Origin of the sequence: Duganella fentianensis, assembly GCF_964031615.1 — a bacterium.
In the GTDB taxonomy this organism is placed as follows: Bacteria; Pseudomonadota; Gammaproteobacteria; order Burkholderiales; family Burkholderiaceae_D; genus Rugamonas; species Rugamonas fentianensis_A.
This window is the reverse complement of sequence record NZ_CAXIQN010000020.1, coordinates 1-24043: the sequence shown is the minus strand read 5'-3', so window position 1 is coordinate 24043 and position 24043 is coordinate 1. Positions and strand designations below refer to the sequence as shown.

General features: G+C 59.4%; 26 protein-coding genes. 18 read left to right on the top strand and 8 right to left on the bottom strand.

The genetic code is table 11. The features are described 5' to 3' along the window. Nucleotides 1–28: 28 nt before the first annotated feature. Genes ABNT42_RS14730 through ABNT42_RS14715 form a run of 4 tightly spaced genes read right to left on the bottom strand, consistent with a single transcriptional unit; the run spans nucleotide 29 to nucleotide 2831 of the window. The gene (locus ABNT42_RS14730; protein WP_348698176.1) at nucleotides 29–301 is read right to left on the bottom strand and encodes a BolA family protein; all 273 of its coding nucleotides are present in this window, start codon (nucleotides 299–301) and stop codon (nucleotides 29–31) included. Further along, nucleotides 298–927, bottom strand: coding sequence for a septation protein A (locus ABNT42_RS14725; protein WP_348698175.1), 630 nt, complete (start codon nucleotides 925–927; stop codon nucleotides 298–300). Before ABNT42_RS14725 ends, ABNT42_RS14730 begins: the two co-directional genes overlap by 4 nt. 10 nt (nucleotides 928–937) lie before the next feature. Continuing rightward, a complete protein-coding gene (gene msrB / locus ABNT42_RS14720) occupies nucleotides 938–1333 on the bottom strand; it encodes a peptide-methionine (R)-S-oxide reductase MsrB (RefSeq protein ID WP_348698173.1) in 396 nt (131 codons plus the stop codon). A gap of 28 nt (nucleotides 1334–1361) precedes the next feature. Further along, entirely contained in the window at nucleotides 1362–2831 is a 1470-nt protein-coding gene (locus ABNT42_RS14715) for a protein adenylyltransferase SelO (protein WP_348698171.1), read from the bottom strand. 156 nt (nucleotides 2832–2987) lie between these two features. Between ABNT42_RS14715 and ABNT42_RS14710 the strand changes: the two genes are divergently transcribed. From ABNT42_RS14710 to ABNT42_RS14700, 3 genes are all read left to right on the top strand, one after another. Further along, a complete protein-coding gene (locus ABNT42_RS14710) occupies nucleotides 2988–4640 on the top strand; it encodes a 3-(methylthio)propionyl-CoA ligase (protein ID WP_348698169.1) in 1653 nt (550 codons plus the stop codon). Between the two features lie 110 nt (nucleotides 4641–4750). After that, nucleotides 4751–6838, top strand: a complete 2088-nt coding sequence (locus ABNT42_RS14705; RefSeq protein WP_348698167.1) for a 3-hydroxyacyl-CoA dehydrogenase NAD-binding domain-containing protein — start codon at nucleotides 4751–4753, stop codon at nucleotides 6836–6838. A 164-nt stretch (nucleotides 6839–7002) separates the two neighbouring features. Continuing rightward, on the top strand, nucleotides 7003–7644 hold the full coding sequence (locus tag ABNT42_RS14700) for a PEP-CTERM sorting domain-containing protein (RefSeq protein WP_348698165.1): 642 nt from the start codon (nucleotides 7003–7005) through the stop codon (nucleotides 7642–7644). Nucleotides 7645–7656: 12 nt separating this feature from the next. Here ABNT42_RS14700 and ABNT42_RS14695 read toward each other — a convergent pair whose 3' ends face one another. Next, a complete protein-coding gene (locus ABNT42_RS14695) occupies nucleotides 7657–9366 on the bottom strand; it encodes an MFS transporter (RefSeq protein WP_348698163.1) in 1710 nt (569 codons plus the stop codon). Between the two features lie 194 nt (nucleotides 9367–9560). On the opposite strand from ABNT42_RS14695, the gene ABNT42_RS14690 reads away from it, so the two are divergent. From ABNT42_RS14690 to ABNT42_RS14665, 6 genes are all read left to right on the top strand, one after another. Continuing rightward, nucleotides 9561–10739 carry an acetyl-CoA C-acyltransferase gene (locus ABNT42_RS14690; RefSeq protein ID WP_348698161.1) on the top strand — a complete coding sequence of 393 codons (1179 nt, stop codon included), beginning with the start codon at nucleotides 9561–9563 and terminating at the stop codon, nucleotides 10737–10739. Between the two features lie 102 nt (nucleotides 10740–10841). Next, nucleotides 10842–11144 carry a Dabb family protein gene (locus tag ABNT42_RS14685; RefSeq protein WP_348698158.1) on the top strand — a complete coding sequence of 101 codons (303 nt, stop codon included), beginning with the start codon at nucleotides 10842–10844 and terminating at the stop codon, nucleotides 11142–11144. A 3-nt stretch (nucleotides 11145–11147) separates the two neighbouring features. Further along, nucleotides 11148–11930 carry an SDR family oxidoreductase gene (locus tag ABNT42_RS14680; protein WP_348698156.1) on the top strand — a complete coding sequence of 261 codons (783 nt, stop codon included), beginning with the start codon at nucleotides 11148–11150 and terminating at the stop codon, nucleotides 11928–11930. After that, nucleotides 11927–12937, top strand: coding sequence for an NADP-dependent oxidoreductase (locus ABNT42_RS14675; RefSeq protein ID WP_348698155.1), 1011 nt, complete (start codon nucleotides 11927–11929; stop codon nucleotides 12935–12937). The genes ABNT42_RS14680 and ABNT42_RS14675 overlap by 4 nt, the downstream gene beginning before the upstream one ends. Beyond that, complete coding sequence (locus ABNT42_RS14670) at nucleotides 12937–13368, top strand: GNAT family N-acetyltransferase (protein ID WP_348698153.1); 432 nt, start codon at nucleotides 12937–12939, stop codon at nucleotides 13366–13368. The genes ABNT42_RS14675 and ABNT42_RS14670 overlap by 1 nt, the downstream gene beginning before the upstream one ends. A 16-nt stretch (nucleotides 13369–13384) precedes the next feature. After that, nucleotides 13385–14734 carry a 3-oxoacyl-ACP reductase gene (locus ABNT42_RS14665; protein WP_348698151.1) on the top strand — a complete coding sequence of 450 codons (1350 nt, stop codon included), beginning with the start codon at nucleotides 13385–13387 and terminating at the stop codon, nucleotides 14732–14734. A gap of 27 nt (nucleotides 14735–14761) precedes the next feature. On the opposite strand, the gene ABNT42_RS14660 is transcribed toward ABNT42_RS14665, so the two are convergent. Genes ABNT42_RS14660 through ABNT42_RS14650 form a run of 3 tightly spaced genes read right to left on the bottom strand, consistent with a single transcriptional unit; the run spans nucleotide 14762 to nucleotide 16801 of the window. Then, nucleotides 14762–15505: an NRDE family protein gene (locus ABNT42_RS14660; RefSeq protein WP_348698149.1), complete on the bottom strand. Its 744-nt coding sequence runs from the start codon at nucleotides 15503–15505 to the stop codon at nucleotides 14762–14764. Further along, entirely contained in the window at nucleotides 15496–15783 is a 288-nt protein-coding gene (locus tag ABNT42_RS14655; protein WP_348698147.1) for a DUF4936 family protein, read from the bottom strand. Before ABNT42_RS14655 ends, ABNT42_RS14660 begins: the two co-directional genes overlap by 10 nt. 1 nt (nucleotide 15784) lies before the next feature. Continuing rightward, nucleotides 15785–16801: a folate-binding protein gene (locus tag ABNT42_RS14650; protein ID WP_348698145.1), complete on the bottom strand. Its 1017-nt coding sequence runs from the start codon at nucleotides 16799–16801 to the stop codon at nucleotides 15785–15787. 165 nt (nucleotides 16802–16966) lie between these two features. Here ABNT42_RS14650 and mltG point away from each other — a divergent pair, with 165 nt between their 5' ends. The 9 genes from mltG to ABNT42_RS14605 all read left to right on the top strand — a co-directional run bounded on the left by mltG (nucleotide 16967) and on the right by ABNT42_RS14605 (nucleotide 23479). Continuing rightward, nucleotides 16967–17956, top strand: coding sequence for an endolytic transglycosylase MltG (gene mltG / locus ABNT42_RS14645; RefSeq protein ID WP_348698143.1), 990 nt, complete (start codon nucleotides 16967–16969; stop codon nucleotides 17954–17956). A 3-nt stretch (nucleotides 17957–17959) separates the two neighbouring features. Further along, the gene (gene tmk, locus ABNT42_RS14640; RefSeq protein ID WP_348698141.1) at nucleotides 17960–18583 is read left to right on the top strand and encodes a dTMP kinase; all 624 of its coding nucleotides are present in this window, start codon (nucleotides 17960–17962) and stop codon (nucleotides 18581–18583) included. A gap of 2 nt (nucleotides 18584–18585) precedes the next feature. Then, entirely contained in the window at nucleotides 18586–19620 is a 1035-nt protein-coding gene (locus ABNT42_RS14635) for a DNA polymerase III subunit delta' (protein ID WP_348698139.1), read from the top strand. Between the two features lie 10 nt (nucleotides 19621–19630). Continuing rightward, nucleotides 19631–20011, top strand: a complete 381-nt coding sequence (locus tag ABNT42_RS14630) for a PilZ domain-containing protein (RefSeq protein WP_348698137.1) — start codon at nucleotides 19631–19633, stop codon at nucleotides 20009–20011. Nucleotides 20012–20016: 5 nt separating this feature from the next. Next, entirely contained in the window at nucleotides 20017–20538 is a 522-nt protein-coding gene (locus ABNT42_RS14625; RefSeq protein ID WP_348698135.1) for an N-acetyltransferase family protein, read from the top strand. Nucleotides 20539–20594: 56 nt separating this feature from the next. Next, nucleotides 20595–21374: a TatD family hydrolase gene (locus ABNT42_RS14620; protein ID WP_348698133.1), complete on the top strand. Its 780-nt coding sequence runs from the start codon at nucleotides 20595–20597 to the stop codon at nucleotides 21372–21374. A 15-nt stretch (nucleotides 21375–21389) separates the two neighbouring features. Then, nucleotides 21390–22076 (top strand): ankyrin repeat domain-containing protein, encoded by a 687-nt coding sequence (locus ABNT42_RS14615; RefSeq protein WP_348698130.1) that lies wholly within the window; start codon nucleotides 21390–21392, stop codon nucleotides 22074–22076. Between the two features lie 307 nt (nucleotides 22077–22383). Then, a complete protein-coding gene (locus ABNT42_RS14610) occupies nucleotides 22384–23124 on the top strand; it encodes a CPBP family intramembrane glutamic endopeptidase (RefSeq protein WP_348698128.1) in 741 nt (246 codons plus the stop codon). A 52-nt stretch (nucleotides 23125–23176) separates the two neighbouring features. Further along, the gene (locus ABNT42_RS14605) at nucleotides 23177–23479 is read left to right on the top strand and encodes a DUF5076 domain-containing protein (RefSeq protein ID WP_348698126.1); all 303 of its coding nucleotides are present in this window, start codon (nucleotides 23177–23179) and stop codon (nucleotides 23477–23479) included. Nucleotides 23480–24043 lie beyond the last annotated feature (564 nt).

Here is a 24043-nt window from a genome sequence, read left to right as displayed (position 1 = left end):
TAGGCCAGCGCCCATACCTCGCGTTACATCATACTTCGGACGGTGCCAATGCAGTAATGGCTAATGCATGTATTTCTTTATGCATCATATCGTGCACAGAATCATACACGAGCCGATGTCTTGTGACGAGTTTTAGCCCCTCAAATTGTAACGAAACAATTCTGACGTTGTAATGGCCACCACCGGAAGCGGCACCGGCATGGCCCGCGTGCAGAGCGGAGTCATCTTCCAGTGTCAGTTCCTGTGGCTGCAGGGCAGCCTGCATGCGGGCGCGCATGCGTTCCAGACGGGTATCGCTCATGCCTGATCCTTGATGTGGCGGGACAGATAGATGGTCTGCCCGACGATAAATACGAACATGATGGCAGTCGAGCCGAATGCCTTAAAGCTGACCCATGCGCTGGTGTCGCCCTTGAATAGCACGAAGGCCAGATACCAGTTAAGGAAGCCCATTGCGGTAAAGAAACAAATCCATGCCAGATTCAGGCGTGCCCAGATCAGATCGGGCAGTTCCACGATTTCTTCCATGGACTTGCGCATCAGATTCTTCTTGAATACCAGATCGCTGACCAGCAGGCCGGAGGCGAAGAACCAGTAGACGATGCTGAGCTTCCATTTGATGAAGTCTTCATCGTGCAGATAGATGGTCAGGCCGCCGAAGAAGATGAACATGCCGAGCGAGAACCACAGCACGAAGTCAACCTTGCGCTTTTGCAGTTTGATAAAGCCGATCTGCGCCATGGTGGCGAGGATGCCGACCAGGGTGGCGATCACGATGGGCGCCTGATCCGGAGTGACGGTGCCCCCCGAAACGATGCCGCTCAGATAGGTGTTAATGAAGTGCTGGGCCGCTTCGGCATTCCAGCCTGACAGTTTATATGCTGCGAAAAACAGTATCAGGGGAATTAGATCGAACAGGAATTTCATGGTGTCTCGGTTATTGTGGATCGAAGCGTAAGGATGCAGAGTTAATACAGTAGCGCAGACCGGTGGGCGGTGGGCCATCGGGGAAAACATGGCCCAGATGCGCGTCGCACACGGCGCACAGAATTTCGGTGCGCAGCATACCATGGGAACGGTCGACTTTTTCGATTACATGGCGCGGATCGATGGCTTCGAAGTAGCTGGGCCAGCCGCAACCGGAATCGAATTTGGCATCGGAGCGGAATAATGGGGTCTCGCAGCAGACGCAGGTGTACACACCGGCTGCGTGGTGATCCCAGAATTTGCCCGTGAAAGCACGTTCCGTGGCGGCGTGTCGGGTGACCTGATACTCCAGTGGTTCTAGCATGGCGCGCCATTCGGCGTCAGTACGGATGACTTTATCTTGCATGTCTTATCACTCGCTTAAAAGTGGGGTGCTAGGATGAGCAGCTTACCTCAAGATGGCTGGCCCAGTCGGGTGGCAGTGCAGCGTAGGCTGCATGTTCCGGTTGTTCGTCGTACGGGTGGCGTAAAACTGACAGCAGACGCTCGATTTCGCTGAAATCCTTATTCTGCGCTTTTTCGATGGCCACCTGCGCCAAGTAGTTACGCAGCACGTACTTAGGGTTGACGCGGTTCATGGCAGCGCTGCGCGCGGTATCGCTGGCCGCTTCGTGCTGCAGGCGGACACGGTATTGCTGGGTCCAGCCGTCGAAGGCGGCGCGGTCGATGAACAGGTCGCGGACGGCGCTGCCGGCACCGGCATCGTCGCGCTGCAACTGCGACAGGTTGCGGAAGAACAGCGTGAAGTCGGCCCCATTGGCTTCCATGACTTCGAACATGGCATCGAACAGTTTGCGGTCGGCATCGGCGTGTTCGGGTATCTGGCTCAGTCCCAGTTTAGCGTGCAGCAGCCTATCCATTTCGGCGGCAAACGTCGGCTGGTAGCTGTCCAGTGCGGCCTGCGCCAGCGGCACGTCGTCGATTAGCGGCATCAGCGCCTGCGCCAGCGCGTAGCAGTTCCAATGCCCGATCTGGGGCTGGTTGGCATAGCTGTAGCGCCCTTGCTGATCGGTATGATTGCAAATGTGGCCGGGGTCGAAGCTTTCCATGAAGCCAAACGGGCCATAATCGAGGGTCAGGCCGAGGATGGACATATTGTCGGTGTTCATTACGCCATGCATGAAGCCCACGCTCTGCCATTGCGCCATCAGGCGCGCGGTGCGCTGGGTGACTTCCCGCAGCAGGGCGGCATACGGCTGCGCCTCGGCCTGCAGGGCAGGGAAGAAGCGCGCGAGTACGTAATCGGCCAGTATTTTCAGTTGCTCGGGCTGTTTGCGGTAATACCAGTGTTCGAACGAGCCGAAACGCACGAAGCTCGGTGCCATGCGAACGACTACGGCGGCAGTTTCCACGGTTTCGCGCATCACACCCTGATCGGAGCCTGCCAGCGCCAGCGCGCGCGAGGTGGGGATGCCCAGTGCCGCCATGGCTTCCGAACACAGAAATTCGCGGATTGAGGAGCGCAATACGGCGCGTCCGTCTCCCATGCGCGAATACGGCGTCTGGCCGGCGCCCTTCCATTGCAACTCCATGGGGCCGTGCGGTGTGGCGATATCCCCCAGCAGGATGGCGCGGCCATCGCCTAACTGACCAGCCCAGACGCCGAACTGGTGGCCGGAATACACGGCAGCCAGGGGCGTGGCGCCTTGCGGGACGGCATTGCCGATCCAAACGTCGAGTCCTGCTGCGGCCTGTGCTGCATCCAGCCCGATCAGCTGTGCCGCGTCATCGCTGTACGCTACCAGATAGGGCGCGGGCAGCGGTGTCGGCATTAATCGGGTGTAGAAAGCTGGCGGCAGAGCAGCGTAGGAGTTGTCCAGCTTGTTGTCCAGCGGCAGCGACATAGCGGTATTGGTTCCGGTTAGATGGTGGTGCAGATTGCAGCGAGCGCGATTCTACCGTGTTTGCCGCTGCTGCGTTGCAGCATCGAAAACCATTGACGCTGCGCCTGCGGGCAAACCAAACTCGTTCATCAATTACCAATGTTTCCGGAGACCGCCATGTACCCTCAGAGTCCTGTCATGGGCCAGATGATGAACCAGCCGCTGATTGTTTCCAGCATTCTCGAATTTGCTGCGCGCCATTACGGCAGCAGCGAAATCGTGTCACGTCGCGTCGAGGGTGATATCCACCGCTATACCTTCCGCGAATGCCACCAGCGCGCTAAACGACTGGCCAATGCGCTGCATGCGCTGGGCGTGCGCATGGGCGACAGGGTAGCGACGCTGGCCTGGAACGGTTATCGCCATCTGGAAGCCTACTACGCCGTATCCGGTTCCGGTGCCGTGCTGCACACGATGAATCCGCGTCTGCATCCGGAGCAGCTGGCCTATATCTGCAACCATGCGGAAGACCAGTATCTGATGTTCGATTTCTGCTTCCTGCCGCTGGTGGAAGCATTTGCGCCCCATTGCAGCACGATCAAGGGCTATATTCTGATGGGCGGCAAGGAGCGCATGCCGGCGCAAAGCAGCATAGCGAATCTGCTGTGCTACGAAGATCTGATCAACGCTCATTCGGACGACTATCCGTGGCCGCAGTTCGATGAAAACTCGGCATGTACCTTGTGCTACACCTCCGGCACCACAGGCAATCCCAAGGGGGTGCTGTACTCGCATCGCTCCACGGTACTGCATGCCTACGCGTCGGCCTTGCCGAACGGTTTGAACGTTTCATCGCGCGACACGGTGCTGCCCGTGGTGCCCATGTTCCATGTGAATGCGTGGGGCTTGCCATACTCAGTGCCACTGACGGGCGCCAAGATGGTATTCCCCGGTGCCGCACTGGATGGCAAGTCGGTGTACGAATTGATGGAGAGTGAAGGCGTGACGTTCTCGGCCGGTGTGCCGACAGTCTGGCTGGGTCTGATCAATTATGTCACCGAGCACGGGCTGAAGTTTTCCAGTTTCCGGCGTACCGTGATCGGCGGCTCGGCCTGTCCGCCGGCCATGATGGATACCCTGATAGACACCTACGGCGTGGAGGTTATCCACGCGTGGGGCATGACGGAAATGTCGCCGCTGGGCACTACCGGCGTGCTGTTGAACAAGCATCTTTCGCTGGGGCGCGAGGCGCAGCGCAAGATCCTGCAGAAGCAGGGACATGCGATTTTCGGCGTGGATATGAAGATCGTCGATGACGACGGCAAGGAACTGCCGTGGGATGGCATCAGCTATGGCCACCTGATGGTACGCGGGCCGTGGGTGGTGGCACGTTATTTCAAGGACGAGGGCGGCGAGGTGCTGGAGGATGGCTGGTTCCCTACCGGCGACGTGTCGACCATCGATGGCGACGGCTTTATGCAGATTACCGACCGGAGTAAGGATGTCATCAAGTCAGGTGGCGAGTGGATCGGCACCATCGATCTGGAAAATATCGCCATGTCGCATCCGGCCGTGATGCAGGCAGCCTGTATCGGGGTGGCGCATCCTAAATGGGACGAACGGCCGCTGCTGGTAGTGGTGCTGCGTGCCGGTCAGACGCTGGATCGTGCCACGTTGCTGGCCCATTTCGACGGCAAAGTGGCCAAGTGGTGGCTGCCGGACGATGTGGTGTTCACCGACCACCTGCCGGTGGGAGGCACGGGCAAGATCCAGAAGAACCGGCTACGCGAACGCTATCGCAGCCATCTGCTGGGTGCGACGGGCGGCTGAACCGGCTAAACGCAGGCAGGGTGGCGCTGCACTGCCAAAAATAATAATACGACCGTTCTTTTATACGGTATAGTGGCTGCACTCGATGCACCACACTATAAGGAAGAGACATGACTGCTGAATATCAGGTTCACGGCGCGGTAGCCGTCATCACGCTGAACAATCCACCCGTCAACGGCCTCGGGCTGGCGACCCGCACGGCCGCCGTGCAGGGGATACAGCAGGCACTGGCCGATGAGGCAGTCAAGGCCATCGTCATCACGGGCGCCGGCAAAGCTTTTTCCGGCGGCGCCGATATCAAGGAATTCAATTCGCCCAAGGCACTGGCCGAGCCTAGTCTGCACACTTTGATTGCGACGGTGGAGAATTCGGCCAAGCCGGTGGTGGCGGCCATTCATACCGTCTGCATGGGCGGCGGGCTGGAGCTAGCGCTGGGCTGCCACTACCGTGTGGCGTTGCCGGGCGCACAGATCGCGCTGCCGGAAGTGAAACTGGGTCTGTTGCCGGGCGCGGGCGGCACCCAGCGCCTGCCGCGCGTGCTGGGGCTGGAAATGGCGCTCAACATGATCGTTTCCGGTACGCCTGTGGCGTCGGAAAAGCTGGCCGCTACGGCGCTGTTCGATGCCGTGTACGATGCGGGTTCCGATCTGCTGGCGCAGGCGCTGGCCTTTGCCGCCAAGGTGGCCGATGTGCGTCCGTTGCCGAAAGTACGCGAGCGACAGGTCGATTATCCGAATCACGAAGCCTTCCTGCAATTCTCGCGCAATACGGTGAAAGCCATGGCTGGCCCGTTCCCTGCGCCGCTCGAGTGTGTCGAGACCGTGGCGGCATCCGTCACGCGTAAATTCGAGGATGGGCTGAAGTTCGAGCGCGAGCGCTTCCTCAAACTGATGCAGACCACGGAATCGAAAGCCCTGCGGCATGCTTTCTTTGCCGAGCGGGTGGCCTGCAAGGTGCCGGATGTGCCGGCCGATACGCCAGTTCGTAGCATCAAGCAGGCCGCCGTAATCGGCGCCGGCACCATGGGGGGCGGCATCGCCATGAATTTCCTTAACGCCGGTATTGCTGTGGTGTTGCTGGAAACCCGGCAGGAAGCGCTGGACAAGGGCATGGCCACTATCCGCAAGAACTACGAGAACACCTTGAAGAAGGGTAAGCTGACGCAGGAGAAACTGGATCAGCGCATGGCGCTGCTGACCGGTACCCTTAGCTATGGCGATATCGCCCAGGCCGATATCGTGGTGGAAGCCGTGTTCGAGGAAATGGGCGTCAAGGAAAGCGTGTTCCGTCAGCTCGATAGCGTAATGAAGCAGGGCGCTATTCTCGCTTCGAATACTTCCACGCTGGATCTGAACCGTATCGCCGGCTTTACCAGCCGTCCGCAGGACGTGATCGGTCTGCATTTCTTCAGCCCTGCGAATGTGATGAAGCTGCTGGAAATCGTGCGTGGTGCCCAGACCGGCAAGGATGTGCTGGCGACGGCACTGGCACTGGCCAAGAAACTCAAGAAGACGGGCGTGGTGTCGGGTGTATGCGACGGCTTTATCGGCAACCGCATGATCGAACAGTACAGCCGTCAGGCGGGTTTCCTGCTGGACGAAGGCGCGCTGCCGGAACAGGTCGATCAGGCTATCGAGAAGTTCGGCTTTGCCATGGGTCCCTTCCGCATGGGCGATCTGGCCGGCAACGACATCGGCTGGGCTATCCGTAAGCGGCGCGCCGTGGAGTCGCCAGAGATCACGTATTCCCGTAGCGCTGACCTGCTGTGCGAAATGGGGCGCTTCGGCCAGAAAACGGGCGGCGGCTGGTACGACTACAAAGCGGGCGACCGTAAAGCCTATGCCAACGAGCAGGTGAATGCCATGATAGTCCGGCATTCGGCCGATCTGGGCCTGAGCCGTCGCCAGATTAGCGACCAGGAGATCGTCGAACGCCTCGTGTATGCGCTGGTCAACGAAGCGGCCCACATCCTGCAGGAAGGCATTGCCCTGCGGGCTTCCGATATCGATATGGTGTACCTGACTGGCTACGGTTTCCCGCTGTTCCGTGGCGGCCCGATGCTGTATGCCGATACGGTGGGGCTGAGCAATGTGCTGGCGGCGATGGCGCGGTATGCCCGTGGCTATCAGGGCGAAGCATGGAAGCCAGCACCGTTGCTGGTGGAGCTGGCAGCGCAGGGGAAGGGCTTTAATAGTTGATTTGAGGAATGTTTACGTGTTTTTTTGAAATTTATTTTTCATTGCGTGAACATTTCTGCAAAATACTTGCTATAATTTCTCCATGGTAGCGAAAGTTTCCTCCGGTTAAGTTTGTACGAGTGAGGCTAGCGCCCTTTTTAATCCAAAACATCCATGGGGAAATTATGAAACGTACGATTATTGCCGCCTTCATCGCTGTAACCGCCTTCACTTCGGCACACGCTGCCAGCATCAATGGTCTGGTCAACACCGGCGTAGGCGCTAGTGGCACTGCAGACAGCAACTATTCGCTGAGCAACAAAGGCGTGGTATCGACCCCTGTTATTACGGTCAACAACGTATGGCCGATCTCCCCATGGCTGGCCAACACGGCTGACTCCAAATGGATCACGCCAACCAGCAATCAGGCCCAGAGCTTCGACCCATCGTCGAACGGCACCTATACCTACACCCTGAACTTCAATCTGGCCGGCTACGACGCCACCAGCGCTGCACTGGCTGGCCGCTTTGCCGCCGATAACTCGGCTGTGGTTCTGCTGAACGGCACCCAGATCGGTAGCGCTGGCGGTTTCACCAGCTGGAGCAACTTCAGCACCACCGCAGGCAATGGTTTTGTCGCCGGTGATAACAAGCTGGAATTCGTTGTAACCAACTTTGCTGGTTCGAGTGGCAACCCTACCGGCCTGCGCGTAGAGTTCACTTCGTCCAACGTGGCCGCCGTACCTGAACCAGAAACCTATGCCATGCTGCTGGCTGGTCTGGGCATGGTAGGCGCGCTGGCTCGTCGCCGCAAGCAAGCTGCTTAATTCCCTCAGGGATTAATCCTCAAGGCCGCCCTGTGCGGCCTTTGCTGTTTTTAGCGGTCCATGCGTTTCATGCAGGAACAGGGTGCCGACCACCGCCGTCAGCAAGGCGATGGCGATGGGATACCACAGGCCGTAGTAGATATCGCCTTTATAGGCCACCAGCGCAAACGAGACCGTCGGCAGCAGGCCGCCAAACCAGCCATTGCCCAGATGATAGGGCAGCGACATGGCCGTATAGCGTATGCGGGTGGGGAACATTTCTACCAGCATGGCAGCAATCGGGCCGTACACCATGGTCACATACAGCACCAGTACGAATAGCACGGCCACCACCATGGGTTTGTTGATCTGGCTTTCGTCGGCGCGGCTAGGATAGCCGGCGGCCTTGATACTGACGGCCAGCGCCTTCTTTAACTGCGCTTCGGCCAGCTTGCTGGGCAGATCAAAATCCAGCCCGCTGGGCGTCATACTGGCGTTGAAGGCTTGCAGTTCGGTGCTGCCGATGCGGATGCGGGCGATGCTGCCGGCGGGAGCGTCCTCATGGGCATAGGCGACCGAAGCATTCGACAGCAGGCTGGCCGCAATGTCGCACGAGGAGGGGTAACGGATGGTGTTGCTAGGGCTGAACTGGAAATGGCAGGAGGCGGGATCAGCAATCAGCTTGACGGGGGCGTTTTCCAGCGCGGTTTCCAGCGCCGGATTGCCGTAGTGCGTCAGCGCGCCGAACAGGGGGAAGTAGGTGGCAGCCGCCAGCACACATCCGCTGAGTATGATCCATTTGCGGCCGTAACGATCGGACAGACGGCCGAACACGATAAAGAAAGGCGTGGCCAGCGCCAGCGACATGGCGCTCATCAGATTGGCGGTGGCGCCGTCGATCTTCAGAGTCTGGGTCATGAAGAACAGCGCATAGAATTGCCCGGTGTACCAGACGGCGGCCTGGCCCATGGTGAGACCGAACAGGGCAACGATGGCCAGCTTGAGATTGGGCCAGTGGCCGAAAGCCTCCTTGATCGGCGCACTGGAACCGCGCCCTTCCGCCTTCATGCGGGCAAACATGGGCGATTCGCCCATGGACATGCGGATCCAGACGGAGATCCCCAGCAGGATGACGGACACCAGAAACGGCACGCGCCAGCCCCAGTGGGCAAATTCCGCTTCGCCCGTGGCCATGCGGGTGCCCAGTATCACCAGCAGTGACAGCAGCAGGCCCAGTGTTGCCGTGGTCTGTATCCAGGAGGTGAACAGCCCCCGTTTGCCTTCCGGCGCATGCTCGGCCACATAGGTCGCCGCACCGCCATATTCCCCGCCCAGCGCCAGCCCTTGCAACACCCGGAGTATCACCAGACTGATGGGCGCCGCAATGCCGATAGCGTGGTAGGCCGGCAGTAGCCCGACCAGAAAAGTCGCGCCGCCCATGATGAATATGGTGATCAGAAAGGTGTGCTTGCGGCCCACCAGATCGCCCAGGCGACCGAACACCAATGCGCCGAACGGGCGCACCAGAAAGCCGGCAGCGAAGGCCAGCAGGGCGAAGATAAAACTGGTCGTACTATCGCCGACAAAAAACTGTTTGGCGATAATCGGCGCCAGCGCACCATACAGATAAAAGTCGTACCACTCGAACACGGTGCCGAGGGACGATCCGATGATGACCTTGCGCTCCTGGGTAGATAGCGGCACGGATGGATGCTGTGGGCGACTTGTTGCGCCTCGCACCATGTTGGTCTCCTGAATTTTTTATAGTTATGGCCGGAAAGATTGCAACTTCACTAGCCTAGCCTCAGTGTGAGCCGCGTAACTTACGTAGTGCTTGCGTATAACTTACCGGCGGCTTACAGGGTTTATCGAACGATCGTGCTTATTCTGCGTCAGGTGTGCTATGCTGGCTCATCTAACCTATAACGGAGACTCCGATGATGGATGCTGTAATCGTTTCGACGGCACGTACCCCGCTGGCCAAGTCGTGGAAAGGCGCTTTCAATATGACCCACGGCGCCACGCTGGGCGGCCATGCGCTGCAGGCAGCGATCAGCCGCGCCGGCCTCGAAGCGGGCGAAGTGGAAGACGTACTGGTAGGCTGCGCCAATCCGGAAGGCGCTACGGGCGGCAATATCGCCCGCCAGATTGCCCTGCGCGCTGGTTGCCCAGTCACCACGGCCGGCATGACGATCAACCGTTTCTGTTCGTCCGGTTTGCAGACCATTGCCACGGCGGCCCAGCGCATCATGGCGGGCGAAGGCGAGATCTATGCCGCTGGCGGCGTTGAGTCGATTTCGTGTGTGCAGCAGGAAATGAATTTGCACATGTACAAGGAAGTGTGGCTAGCGCAACACAAGCCTGAACTCTACTGGCCCATGCTGCAGACCGCCGAGACCGTGGCTCAGCGCTACGGTATCAGCCGTCAGCGTCAGGATGAATACGGCGTGCAGAGCCAGCAGCGTGCTGCGGCCGCGCAGGCTGCCGGCCGCTTCGATGCCGAGATTGTGCCGATGACGACGGTGATGGGCGTGGCCGACAAGGCCAGCGGCATGCTGTTGTCGCGCGAAGTGACCATCAGTGCCGACGAAGGTATCCGTGCCGATACGACGTACGAAGGCGTGGCCAAGATCCGCACCGCCTTGGCCGGTGGCGTGATCAGTGCCGGCAACGCCAGCCAGTTCTCGGATGGCGCTTCGATGGCGATCGTGATGAGCGCGGCGACGGCTGCCGCCAAGGGCTTGCAACCGCTGGGCATCTTCCGTGGCTTTGCCGTGGCCGGCTGCGAACCGGATGAGATGGGCATCGGGCCCGTGTTTGCCATCCCTAAGCTGCTAAAAAAAGCCGGTCTGAAGGTGGAAGACATCGGCCTGTGGGAGCTCAATGAAGCCTTTGCCGTGCAGGTACTGTACTGCGCCGATAGATTGGGCATTCCGATGGATCGTCTGAACGTGAATGGCGGCGCGATTGCGGTAGGCCATCCGTATGGTGTGTCCGGCGCTCGTCTGACCGGTCATGCATTGACCGAAGGTAAGCGGCGCGGCGTGAAATACGTGGTGGTGACCATGTGTATCGGCGGCGGTCAGGGGGCTGCCGGTCTGTTCGAGGTGGTCTGAGCGGGCATTCCTGCTTGCTGACGGTGGTGCTGGCGCCCTAAAAGGGGTATGCTGCGCGCGACATCAACAAGCACGGCGCTTGCTGCGCCGGATAGGGACACTATGATCAAGCACATCGTCATGTGGAAGCTCAAAGAGCATGCCGAGGGCGCCGACCGCGCCACCAATGCCGTCAAGATGAAAACCATGCTCGATGCCTGCGCCTCGCTGGTGCCGGGCATCCTCAAGCTGGAAGCCGTGGTGGCGCAGCCGGGACTGGAAGCCACTTACGATGTGCTGCTGTATTCCGAATTTGCTGACAAGGCGGCGCTGGACGCCTACCAGCACCATCCCCAACATGTGGCACTGAAACCGTTCTTCGGCGCCGTGCGCGAAGCGCGCCAGTGCATGGACTACGAGGTTTGAGTTATGCGTACTACTCAGGAATTGTTTTCTCTGGCCGGTAAAACGGCACTGGTAACGGGCGGTTCCCGTGGGCTGGGCCTGCAGATGGCGCTGGCGCTGGGCGAGCAGGGCGCGCGTGTGGTGGTTTCGGCGCGCAAGCAGGCCGAGCTTGATGAGGCTGTGCAGTTTCTCAAGGCACGCGGCATCGATGCCAGCGCGGTGGCGGCCGATCTGTCCAGCGAGGCCGATGCCGATGCGCTGGTCACGGCGGCGCTAGCGCAACTGGGACACATCGATATCCTGATTAATAACGCTGGCGCTAGCTGGGGTGCGCCGGCCGAGGATCACCCGGTTGCAGCGTGGGACAAGGTGATGAATCTGAATATCCGCGGGATTTTTCTCGTCTCGCAACTGGTGGGCAAGCGTTCCATGATCCCGCGCCAGTATGGCCGCATCATCAATATCGCCTCCATCGCCGGGCTGGCCGGTAATCCACCGGGCACCATGCAGACCATCGCCTACAATACCTCGAAAGGTGCGGTGGTCAACTTCACCCGTACGCTGGCAGGCGAATGGGGCCGTTTCGGCATCACTGTCAATGCGCTGGCGCCGGGCTTCTTCCCATCCAAGATGACCAACGGTCTGCTGGCCCAGATGGGCGCCGATCAACTGGCCAAAGACGCGCCGCTGGGCCGTCTGGGCGATGATGAAGACCTCAAGGGGGCAGCCGTGCTGTTCGCCTCCGACGCTGGCAAGCACATTACCGGCCAGATTCTGGCCGTCGATGGCGGGGTGTCGGCAGTATGACGCTGGAAATTCCTGCAAATTATCAGCGCATCGTACTGGCTGCCCGTCCGCGTGGGCCTGTCGTCGAAGAAAATTTCCGCTTGGAGACAGTGGCGGTGCCGGCACTGGCCGAAGGTGAAGTTCTGGTGCGCAATCATTATCTGTCGCTGGACCCGTATATGCGGGGGCGTATGAGTGCAGCCAAGAGCTATGCCAGTTCGCAGGCGCTTGATCACACCATGATAGGAAACACGGTTGGTCAGGTGGTAGCCAGCCGTCACGCAGGCTACGCCGTAGGCGATTACGCCGCAGGCTTGCTGGGCTGGGCGGAAATGGGCGTGGCCGACGGTGCCGCATTGCGCAAGCTCGATGTTGCGGCGCTGCCGCTGTCGGTCTATCTGGGCGCAGCCGGCATGCCCGGCATGGCTGCATGGTATGGGCTGAACCATATCATTCTGCCTAAGGCGGGCGAGACGGTGGTGGTGTCGGCGGCCAGTGGGGCAGTCGGCAGCGTGGTGGGGCAACTGGCCAAGCTGCGTGGCTGCCGCGTGGTGGGGATCGCCGGCGGGCCGGAAAAATGTGCCCATGTGGTGGATGTGCTGGGCTTCGACGCCTGCATCGACTACAAGGCAGGCCAGCTGGAGGCCGATCTGGCAGCGGCAACGCCGGACGGGGTGGACGGGATTTTCGAAAACGTGGGTGGCGCCACGCTGGAGGCAGCGCTGGCGCGTACCAATGCGTTTGCCCGTATCGCGCTGTGTGGCCTGATCGGCGGCTTTAACGGACAGGAAATGCCAATTAAAAATTCGCGCATCCTGCTGATTAACCGCCTCAGTCTGCGTGGCTTCATCGTCACCGAGCACATGGATCTGTGGCCACAAGGCTTGCAGGAACTGGCGCAACTGGTGGCCGACGGTAAGCTGAAGTACCACGAAAGCGTGGCAACGGGGCTGGCGGCGGCGCCGCGCGCTTTTATGGGCCTGCTGCAAGGGCAGAATCTGGGCAAACAACTGGTGAAACTGATCTGATGAGCGAACAACAATACCGCGTGACTGTGGGTGACTGGGCTAGCCAGAAAGCACTGTCGCAGCCTATCCGCATGGAAGTGTTTGTGCAGGAGCAAAACGTGCCTGCCGAACAGGAGATGGATCAGATGGATGCCGTCTGCCTGCATGCTATTGCCTACAACGGGGCCGGTCAGCCGGTGGGTACCGGACGCTTACTGCCGGACGGTCACATAGGCCGCATGGCAGTGCGCAAAGTGGCGCGCGGTGCGGGCGTCGGCGGCCTGTTGCTGCAGGCACTGATGGCGCAAGCCCATGCGCGCGGTGACCGCGTGCTGGCGCTCAGTGCGCAGAGCCATGCCGCGCCGTTTTACGAGCGCCATGGCTTTGTGATCGAAGGCGACGAATTCTATGAAGCCGGCATCGCCCATATCAATATGGTCTACCGCTACTGACATCCGAAAGGCAAAGATGGCTGATTTTCTCTCTACTCTGAACCGCAATCCGCTGACTGGCCCGCTGGTACGGGCACTGGGGCTGCCCAATCCGGTCACGCTGGCACGCGCCGACGGCGGCTACGTGGCCACGCCGTTTGCGGGCAAGCGGATACTGGTACAGGCGGCAGCACACAGCTATGCCGAAACGGCCTTGCTACAGGCGCTGCGCAATGGTGGCGGCGAGCCGCTGGCAGCGCCAACGGAGGCCAAACTCGATATCGTTGCGTTCGATGCTAGCGGCTGCGCCACGCCCGATGATGCCCGCGCGCTGTATGAAGCTTTTCACGCGGCAGCACGCAAGATCGCCGTGAATGGGCGGGTACTGATCGTCGCGGCCCTGTGCGACGCGGCGGCCGATCCCCTTGCGCTGGCGACGGCGCGTGGCGTCGAAGGCTTTGCCCGTTCGCTGGGCAAGGAACTGGGACGCAAAGGCATCACGGTGAATCTGGCCTATGTAGCGCGCGATGCGGTCGATAGGCTGGAAGGCGTGGTGCGCTTCTTCTGCGGCGTGCAGACCACCTATGTATCCGGTCAGGCGGTGACGGTGCGCAGCACTGCGACGGCCCCGGCCGCGCTGCCCTTGAACGCCGCAATGGCAGGCAAGGTGGCGCTGGTCACGGGCAGTGCGCGCGGTATCGGACTGGCTGTTGCCGAGCGTCTGCTACAGGAAGGCGCGCAGGTGGTGTGCCTCGACGTGCCGGCCATGGAACAGGAACTGCAGCAGACCTGCGCCCGTATCGGCGCACTGCCGCTTGCCCTCGATATTGCTGGCGCGGATGCACCGGCCCGACTGGCAGACTATTTCCGCGAACGTTTTGGCGGCCTGGATATTCTGATCCACAACGCCGGAATTACCCGCGACCGAACCATCGCCAATATGAGCGAACAGCAGTGGGATCAGGTGCTGGCGGTGAATTTCCGCGCCATCAGCGAGATCGACCGTGTGCTGCTGCAGGATGGCACGGTGCGCGACGGCGGCCGTGTGGTCTGTCTATCGTCGATTAGCGGCATCGCCGGCAATTTCGGCCAGACCAACTATGCCTATACCAAGGCGGCGCTCACCGCCTATGTGGCGGCGCAGGCCGGCCGTGTAGGCGGGCGCGGCATCTGCATCAACGCGGTGGCGCCGGGCTTTATCGAAACGGCCATGACAGCCAAGATGCCATTCATGATGCGCGAGATGGGGCGGCGGCTGAATTCCGTGCAGCAGGGTGGTCAGCCACGCGATGCGGCCGAGCTGATTACCTTCCTCGCCACACCCGCTGCGTATGGCATTACTGGTAACACTATCCGTGTCTGCGGTCAGGGCCTGATCGGCGCCTGACAGCGATCAGGTGCATGGCCTGACAGCTTAGTGCACCTGCATTTCGTGCAGAGTGGCGGGCGCTTGCGCGTAGAGTTTTACCACCGTTGAAGTGCGCGTGCCATAGGCTGGACTTTCGATGCGCACAGCCGACAGCATGCGTTCGACATCGAGCGATACGCCGGTTTCTGGCAGGCGCATATCGGGTGCCTGCGTGGTGTCGGACAGCATTTCGAAATAGGCTTCGTCGGGCGCACCCAGACAGAGCAGGCTGGCAAACTGCGCCTTGGTCTTGACGACTTTTGGCCATGGCGCATCCAGCAGCGCATTCGATAGCCCGTACACGCCCGGTTCCAGCGGCTTGCCGTTGCGGGCATCGCCGTCGCCCCGGTTCGAGTACCAGATCAGGCTGTGACCATCACTGAGCACCAGATTGAACCCGTTGTAGGCGTCCGCCTGTGGCCGGATCTGGGCCACGTACTGCTCCGGCGTCATGCTGCCCGCCAGAAAATCGGCCACCAGCCCGCCGCGTGACGGCGCATCGTCGCGATGTTCGGCCGGTGCGCGGATATTGGTAATGGCGGCGAAACGCGAACTGGCGCCGCCATCTTCCGCGCGGGTGATACCCATCCAGCTACCACCGGCCTGCAGGTCGCGCCCTGCATAGATGCGCGGGTGCTCGGGCCAGTAGCCAGCCGGCGCCGTAGCGCGCTGGTAATATTCATCGCGATTCGCCGCCGCGATCAGGGGGACGGCCGGCACTACCTGCCATGCAAAGACGATCAGGCACATGGGCGAACATCCACAAAGACTTCGGTATGGCGCTCGCCGCTGGTCAGCTCGGCCAGACCGGCGGCGGCTACGGCCTGTGCCAGCGCGCTGTCGAATCCGGGCGGCACAGCGCCATACACTTCCATCCACGTCTGCAAGCCATCCTTGCTGTCCGGACGGCGTTTGAGTGCCCCCTGCACGCCGTGGCTGCTAGCGAGTGCCGCCTGCATGGCCTCTACCTGTGGCCGCAATGGGGCTGCCTGCGCCTCGGCGACGCGGTAATAGATATACAGATCCATGTCAGACGTCGAGTGCGTCCAGCACGTAAGGCATGCTGTGGAATTCCAGCGGCGTACCGCTGGCCGAACCGAGCCGTACCGATGCCGCTTCGATGGCGGCCAGCTTCATTTCCACCAGCGCGTCGATGCCGCCGCGACCATTCGGCGCCGTGTTGACGATCATGCCGCAGGGCTGTTCCGGATCGGCCGTGGCAAACACTTCGGCACCAGCCACAGCGGCCTCGTCCTGTATCGTCACCAGCGTGGTACGGCGCTTGAGTTTGCCCAGATACTGGCTGCGCGCAACGATTTCCTGACCGGGGTAGCAGCCTTTTTTGAAGCTCACGCCGCCCAGCAGTTCGAAGTTGATCATTTGCGGCACGAACTGCTCCTGTGTCGCTTTGCTAATATGCGGCACGCCGGCATGGATGGCCGACAGCTGCCAGCTAGCTGCATCGCCCACGGCCAGCCGTTCGGCCAGTTCCGGTAGCACGGTGCGCGCTACTTCCGCGCTCATCAGCCACTGGTAGCGCGGCGCGCCAAACGCGTCGGCCAGACGGATCAGCGTACCGAGCGGGTGGCTCAGTTTGCCGTAAGCACGTGCCGGCAGCGGTTCGAACCAGTTCTGCAGCACGGCTTCGGCCAGCCCGCCGCCCAGACCGATAACGACCTGATGCGCAGGCAGTTCGCTGGCGTCGCTTAGTTTAGTCTTGGCGCGCAGCACGAACATGGACAAACGCTTCTGCACGGCAGCCTGTATTTCGCGCGGCAGTTGCAGCAGCAGGGTATTGTCGCTACGCCACATCAGGAAGGAGGCCAGCAAGCGGCCCTTCGGCGAGCAGTAGCCGGCCAGACGGGCTTCCTCGTTGCCGAGGTGTTCCACGTCATTGGTCAGCTGACCATGCAGGAAATGGGCGGATTCTTCGCCGTCCAGCGCAATCAGGCCCTGATCGAGGATGGGCGCGACAAAGCCGACGGCCAGCTGGGTGGTGTTCAGGGACTGCGCCTTGGGCGCTAATAATTCGTTCCAGAGAGACATAATTTTTTCGATTTAACGATTAAGGCATTATCATTACGGGCTCATTATAGTGATGTCGAGCAGATCGCGTCGGACACGGCGCAAAACATGACACTGGCGCTGTCAGCCAAGAACTGGCAAGCTGTGCGATTTAGTCGACAATAGACCCACCATCCGGTTCTGACCATGGCATTTGTTAAGAAAATATTCATATTGCTCGTTCTGGGCACGCTGGCCAGCGCAGGCTATTTCATGTACTGGTCGCAGCATCCCATCATCGGCGATGAAGTGGAACCGATAGAATTTTCCATCGTACCCGGCAGCGGTGCGCATGCTGCAGGGCAGCAAATTGCCGAGGCTGGCGCCCCCGTGCAGCCTTTGCTGTTCAATTTGCTGGCACGCATCACCAGCAAGAGCGGCAAGCTCAAGGCCGGTACCTATGAACTGAAACCGGGCACTACGCCGCTGGGCCTGCTGGACCAGCTGGTGCGCGGCGAGTTCGCGCAGGAACAGCTGACCATCATCGAAGGCTGGACTTTCCGCCAGATGCGCGCCGCCGTCGCTGCCCATCAGGGCCTCAAGCATGATTCCATCGCCCTCAGCGATAAGGAGCTGCTGAGCGCCATCGGTTCCGAATATACCCAGGCTGAGGGGCTGTTCTTCCCCGATACCTACCTGTTTGCCAAAGGCTCGAGCGACCTGCATATCTTCCGTCAGGCCCACGCCATGCTGCTGACCCGTCTCAACGACGCCTGGGCCAAGCGCGATCCGGCGCTGCCCTACAAGAGTCCATATGAAGCGCTGACCATGGCGTCCATTGTCGAGAAGGAAACGGGGCAGAAGTCCGAGCGGGGCATGATCGCCGGTGTGTTCGTCAACCGCCTGAAAATCGGCATGATGCTGCAGACTGACCCGACCGTGATCTACGGCATGGGCGCACGCTACGATGGCAAGATCCGCAAGTCCGATCTGGAGACGGACACGCCGTACAATACCTATACGCGCAATGGTTTGCCGCCTACGCCTATCGCTTTGCCCGGTCTGCAGTCGCTGGCCGCAGCACTGGCGCCGGCCAAGACGGGCGCGCTGTATTTTGTTTCCAAGGGCAACGGCACCAGCCAGTTCTCCGATAATTTGACGGACCATAACCGGGCCGTCAACAAGTACCAAAGATAATCAATGACTCAACAACGCGGTAAATTCATCACTTTCGAAGGCATAGACGGTGCCGGCAAATCCACCCATATCGCTTTTGTCAGCGCGCATATCGAGCGCGCCGGCATCGCGCTGGTCAGCTCGCGCGAGCCGGGCGGGACGCCGATAGGCGAAAAGCTGCGCGATCTGGTGCTGCACGAAAAGATGCATCTGGAAACTGAAGCACTGCTGATGTTTGCCAGCCGCCGCGAGCATATTGCCCAGGTGATCGAGCCGGCACTGGCCAGCGGTGCGTGGGCGCTGTCCGACCGGTTTACCGATGCCAGCTTCGCCTATCAGGGCGGTGGCCGTGGCCTGTCGCTGGCGAAACTGGATGCGCTGGAGCAGTGGGTCCATCCCGACCTGCAACCGGATCTGACTTTTCTGTTCGACGTGCCACTAGAGGTGGCACGCGCCCGTCTCGATGCCACCCGCGATCTGGACAAGTTCGAGCAGGAAAAGGCGGACTTCTTTGCTGCCACCCGTAACGAGTATCTGCGCCGTGCCGCCCAGTTCCCCGAGCGTTTCCGCATCATCGATTCCACCCGCAGTATTGAAGCGATACAGCTCGAACTGGCCGGTATTCTTGATGCGTTGATTGCGGCCTGAGCATGAGCGACTCCATCTACCCATGGCAGCAATCCGCATGGCAGCAATTGCAGACGCTGCGCAGCCGTATGCCGCACGCAATCCTGTTCCATGGCGCGGCGGGTACGGGCAAAGCTGATTTTATCGAACGCTTTGCCCAGAGCCTGTTGTGCGAAGCGGCGCTGCCCGATGGCCATGCCTGTGGCCAGTGCGCGTCCTGCGGCTGGTTCCAGCAAGCCAACCATCCTGACTACCGCCGTGTGCGGCCCGAAGCGCTGGAAGATGAATTGCCGGCCGAAGGCGAAGAGGGGGAAGCCGAGACGAAAAAATCGGCCAAATCCAGTAAAGCGCCTTCGCGCGAGATCAAGATCGAGCAGATCCGCAATCTGGCCGATTTCATGAACATTTCCACTCACCGGCAGGGCCTGCGGGTGGTGGTGCTGTATCCGGCCGAAGCGCTGAATCTGCCGGCTTCGAATGCTTTGCTGAAGACGCTGGAAGAACCGCCACCGGGTACGGTGTTCCTGCTGTCGTCTAACAGTCTGGATCGCTTGCTGCCGACCATCCTGTCGCGCTGCCGCAAGTTTGCCCTGCCCATGCCTAGCCATCAGGAAGCGCTGGCATGGCTCAAGGCGCAAGGTGTGCCGGATGCCGATAGCTGGCTGCGCGAGCAGGGCGGTGCGCCGCTGACGGCGCTGGCCCAGTCGGAAGGCGGTAATCGGGAGGAGTTGGAGATATTGCTGCAGATGCTGGCACGGCCTAGCGTGGAAAGTGCGCTGAAAGTGGCCGATAAATTGCAGAAATTGCCACTCAGTACGCAGGTTTCCTGCTTGCAGCGCTGGCTTTATGATGTGTTTTCCTACAAACTGGCAGGAAACATCCGTTACTATCCGCGCTATCAGAAGGAACTGGCACAATTGGCCGATAAGATCCATGTGAGCCGGCTGCTGGCAGTGATCAAGCGGGCCAACGAGCGGCGTGCCGTGGCCGAACATCCGCTGTCGCCCAAGCTGTTCCTGGAAGATATGCTGCTAGATTATGCGGCCAGCTGTGCCTGAGGAAACCATTATGTCGACCGTCAACCCCATCACCCAGACTGCCACGGCCCAGCCGCGGCCGACGGTGCTGTCGCTGGCGATCAAGGAAAAAGCCGCACTGTATGCGGCCTATATGCCGTTTCTCAAGCATGGCGGTATGTTCGTGCCGACCCAGAAGCCTTACAAGATCGGCGACGAGATCTATCTGATACTGTCGCTGATGGACGATCCCAATAAATACCCGATTGCTGGCAAAGTGGCGTGGATCACGCCTGCCGGTGCCAATAACAACCGCGCGCAGGGCATAGGCGTGCATTTCCCCGACGACGAAAGCGGCCAGCGTGCCCGTCAGCGTATTGAAGAGTTTCTTGGCGCGGCATTGCGTTCTGCGCGCGCTACCCACACCATCTGAATTCCATGACCATCGAATTTCGCCACCGTATTGCCAATCTAGAAGATTTACCAACCATTGTCGCCATCTATAACAGCACGATTGCATCGCGCGAGGTGACGGCCGATACCGAGCCCGTCTCGGTCGAATCGCGTCTGCCATGGTTCCATGACCATACGCCGGAAAAGCGCCCGCTGTGGATCATCGAGCGTGCCGACGATAGTTCCGCGCAGCCGGAAATTCTGGGCTGGATGTCGTACTCCAATTTCTACGGCCGTCCGGCCTATTCCGGCACGGCGGAGATCTCCATCTACATCGCCGAGGCGTGGCGCGGTAAAGGCGTGGGCGGCTACTGCATCGCGCAGGCTATCGCCCATGCACCTGCCATCAAGGTGCATACGCTGCTCGGCTTCATCTTCGGGCATAACCAGCCTAGTCTGGGCTTGTTCAATAAGTTCGGTTTTGCCACGTGGGCGCAGCTGCCCAAGGTGGCCAATCTGGATGGTGTCGAGCGCGATCTGATCATTCTCGGCAAACGGGTAGCCTGACGCGTAGCGTGGCTGCCGCGCTGCAGGGCAGTGGCGGCTTGGGTTACAATCGCGGCATGTTTATCGATTCCCATTGCCATATCAATTTCCCCGAGCTGGCTGCTCGCATGCCCGAAGTGCTGGCCCAGATGGCCCACAACAAAGTCACCCATGCGCTGTGCGTATCGGTGGATTTGCCGGATTTTCCCCAAGTGCTGGCGCTGGCCCATCAGTATCCGCATATCTACGCGTCGGTCGGCGTGCATCCCGATTACGAGGACACGCCCGAACCGAGCGTGGAACAGCTGGTCGAACTGGCCAACGATCCTAAAATTATCGCCATCGGCGAGACCGGGCTCGATTATTTCCGTTTGCAAGGAGATCTGGAGTGGCAGCGCGAGCGTTTCCGTACCCATATCCGTGCTTCGCGCCAGTGCGGCAAGCCGCTGATTATCCATACTCGTAGCGCTAGCGAAGATACTTTGCGCATCATGCGCGAAGAGGGCGCCGGTACTGACGCGGGCGGCGTGGCCGGCGTGATGCACTGCTTCACCGAATCGCTGGAAGTGGCGCGAGCAGCGATCGAGATGGGCTTCTATATTTCCTTCTCCGGCATCGTGACCTTCAAGAGTGCCAAGGAATTACAGGCGGTGGCACTGGAACTGCCGCTGGAGCGCATTCTGATCGAAACAGATGCGCCGTATCTGGCGCCCGTGCCGTATCGGGGCAAGATGAACGAGCCGGGCTTCGTCGCCCATGTGGGCGAATATATCGCCAAGTTGAAAGGCGTGCCGGTCGAGCAGGTGGCACAGCAGACCACGGCCAACTTCTTCCAACTGTTCAAACTGCAGGCCTAAATCCGGAGTTCCGTCATGGCTATCTTCATGCGTCGCCGCCGTTTTGCTGCTTCAGCCGTTCTGGCGCTGATGGGGGCTGGGAATCTGATGCCGCTGGTGGCGCATGCCGAGACGGACGACGAGGTAACGCTGCTGCGTGCAGCGCAACTGGATAACGTTTCCGGCGTCAACGCTGCGCTGGCCCGTGGTGCCAATCCGAACGCGCGCGATAGTGCTGGCGAGACGGCGCTGATCGTGGCGATGCGCTACGAAGCCTACCGCGTCGCCAGCGTACTGATGAAGCATCCCCGCATCGATCTGGAAGCGCAGGCGCCGAATGGCAATACGGCGCTGATGATGGCGGCTTTCCGTGGTAGCAAACCCGCCGTGCTGGAAATGCTGGCGCATGGCGCACGTGTCGAGCAAGCGGGCTGGACAGCACTGCACTATGCCGTAGCTTCCGGCAGTATCGAAGTGGCGGAGCTACTGCTGGAACGCCATGCGCATATCGATGCGGAAGCGCCGTCCGGCATGACGCCGCTGATGCTGGCGGCGCGCGAGGGGCAGGAAAAGGCAGTCATGTTCCTGCTCGAACGCGGTGCCGACGCCAGCCGCAAGGATGGCGGCTTCCATCAGACTGCTGCCGAATTTGCCATGCGCGCCGAGAAGCCCTGGATCGCCAAGGCAATTAATGATTTCCTTGCCCGGCAGAGTAAGCGCTAAGCGCCTAGATCGGCTTAGTGGGCACTTTAAATATTCTCATCACTGCCGCCACCAATTCTCATAAGTCACCGCCACCAATTCTCATAAGTCACCGCCCCCCATTCTGATCGGGTGCCGCCACCTACGTTTACCGTCCGCAGTCACTGGTTCTTGTGCACCGTCGCCGTTAAGGCCGGTGAGATTTAGCGCATTTTTCAGATGGACAAAATGATATTCTTTGAGCACCAGCGCGGAGCGGCCAACATATCGGCCAATATTAGACGTTTTTTAGCTCACAATCGCCACACGTTTCACGAAGAGGATTGAAGTGACACTAGATTTCTTTCGCCTACCATTTGCCGACCTAGTATTTTCTTTGTATTTGCTGGTGTATTTTCCGGTTGATGGCATTCGGCGCAGTTTATCGGTAAAGGCACCGAAGTTAGAGCTATCTGCACTACAGAGTTACTGGAGACAAGGGCGATATGTCCTGGCTCATCTCGCAGCATTGTTGTTGGTGTGTTGGCTAGAGAATCATTCTGCCCATCAGCTTGGGCTGGCTATTCCACCCTCAAGCGCTGGGACTTGGGGGCTAGGGATAGCTCTCATCGCATTAACTGTCATGCATTTTTTGGGGACATGGCAGGAATCGAAGATGTCTGCAGCAGAGCTCGACAAGCTTGCCGAAAGACTGCGAAATTTGCCGTTCATAATGCCTCAGACGCGAATGGAAAGTGCGACCTACCTTATAACCATGGTCAGCATGACTACCACGTGGGAAGTTCTATTTCGAGGCTATCTAATACTGGTGCTTACACCTTTGGTGGGGTTGCCATTTTCTATCCTTCTGGCGGCCATTGCTTACGGAGCTGGACATGGCTTTGAAAGTTCAAAACAGTTTGCAGGCTCGATTATTACGTCACTTCTTTTCACTGTTGGATATGCATACACTGCAAGCCTATGGTGGCTAATTATGCTTCATGCTGCTGTACCAGTTTCGATGCTATTTGCAGTTCGTAAGTTAAACCGAACGAAATCAATCGACGCTGTAGCACTTCCAGTCGAATAAAGACGGCGGTCTTCGGCCAAAAGCAGCCATTGAAATTTTAAATATAGATTTTATGAACGAACGCCCAATACCCGCCGCTGCACAAAGAGATACTGCTTCTGTAGAAATGCTGCGTGTATGGGTTGCTGAAAAGCAGCTACATTGCTCGCTGAAGATCGGCATGTACCGGGACGGAATGGGCGTCGATGAGGAGCTGGCTTGGGGAGTGATATTGGCTGATGCGGCTCGACATATTGCGCGAGCCCTTCATCCTGAAAATGCTGCGGAGGAGTCGGCTACCTTGCAAAAAATGCTCAATCGGTTAAACGAGGAACTTGCAGCGCCGACCTCAGACATCAAAGGTGGCTTCGTATAAGCGGCTCCACCCGGCCCTTAACAGACCGTTGCCTCTTGCGGGCCGCAGGGGAATGATGTGCAATTCGGCAACAATGTGCTCACTACAAAAGATAAAGCATGTCTCTTAGATATATTCGAGTTTTGGCTTGGCTCGTCCTGATGGCTGGAATCAGCACATTAGGATATGTGGGATATTCCTACTTTACCGGTGAGTTGGAAGTTTCATCGCGAGCCTATGGGACATCAATAATTAAGTTGATCGATACACCGGGGCCATTTTACTGCTTCCTTTTAGCGTACCTATTCTCGGCACTCTTAATGTTGGGCCTTGCTTACTATATCCTTGTTAATAAATGAAGCCAAAACCAGCACTGATGCGAATCTGTAACAAAGAAAATCCAACTTTGATAACGCTCGTAGTAGAGGCCGACTTCGGCCAATAGCAGACTGATGCCACAATAAATTTAGGGATGACCAATAACGTTGGATGTTTTTGACAGTAAGCCTTGGAGGTTGTTCGCCATTGTTATTGCTATATTGGGGACGATACTCACAGTTCTGTTCACCGCACACTCAGGTAAGC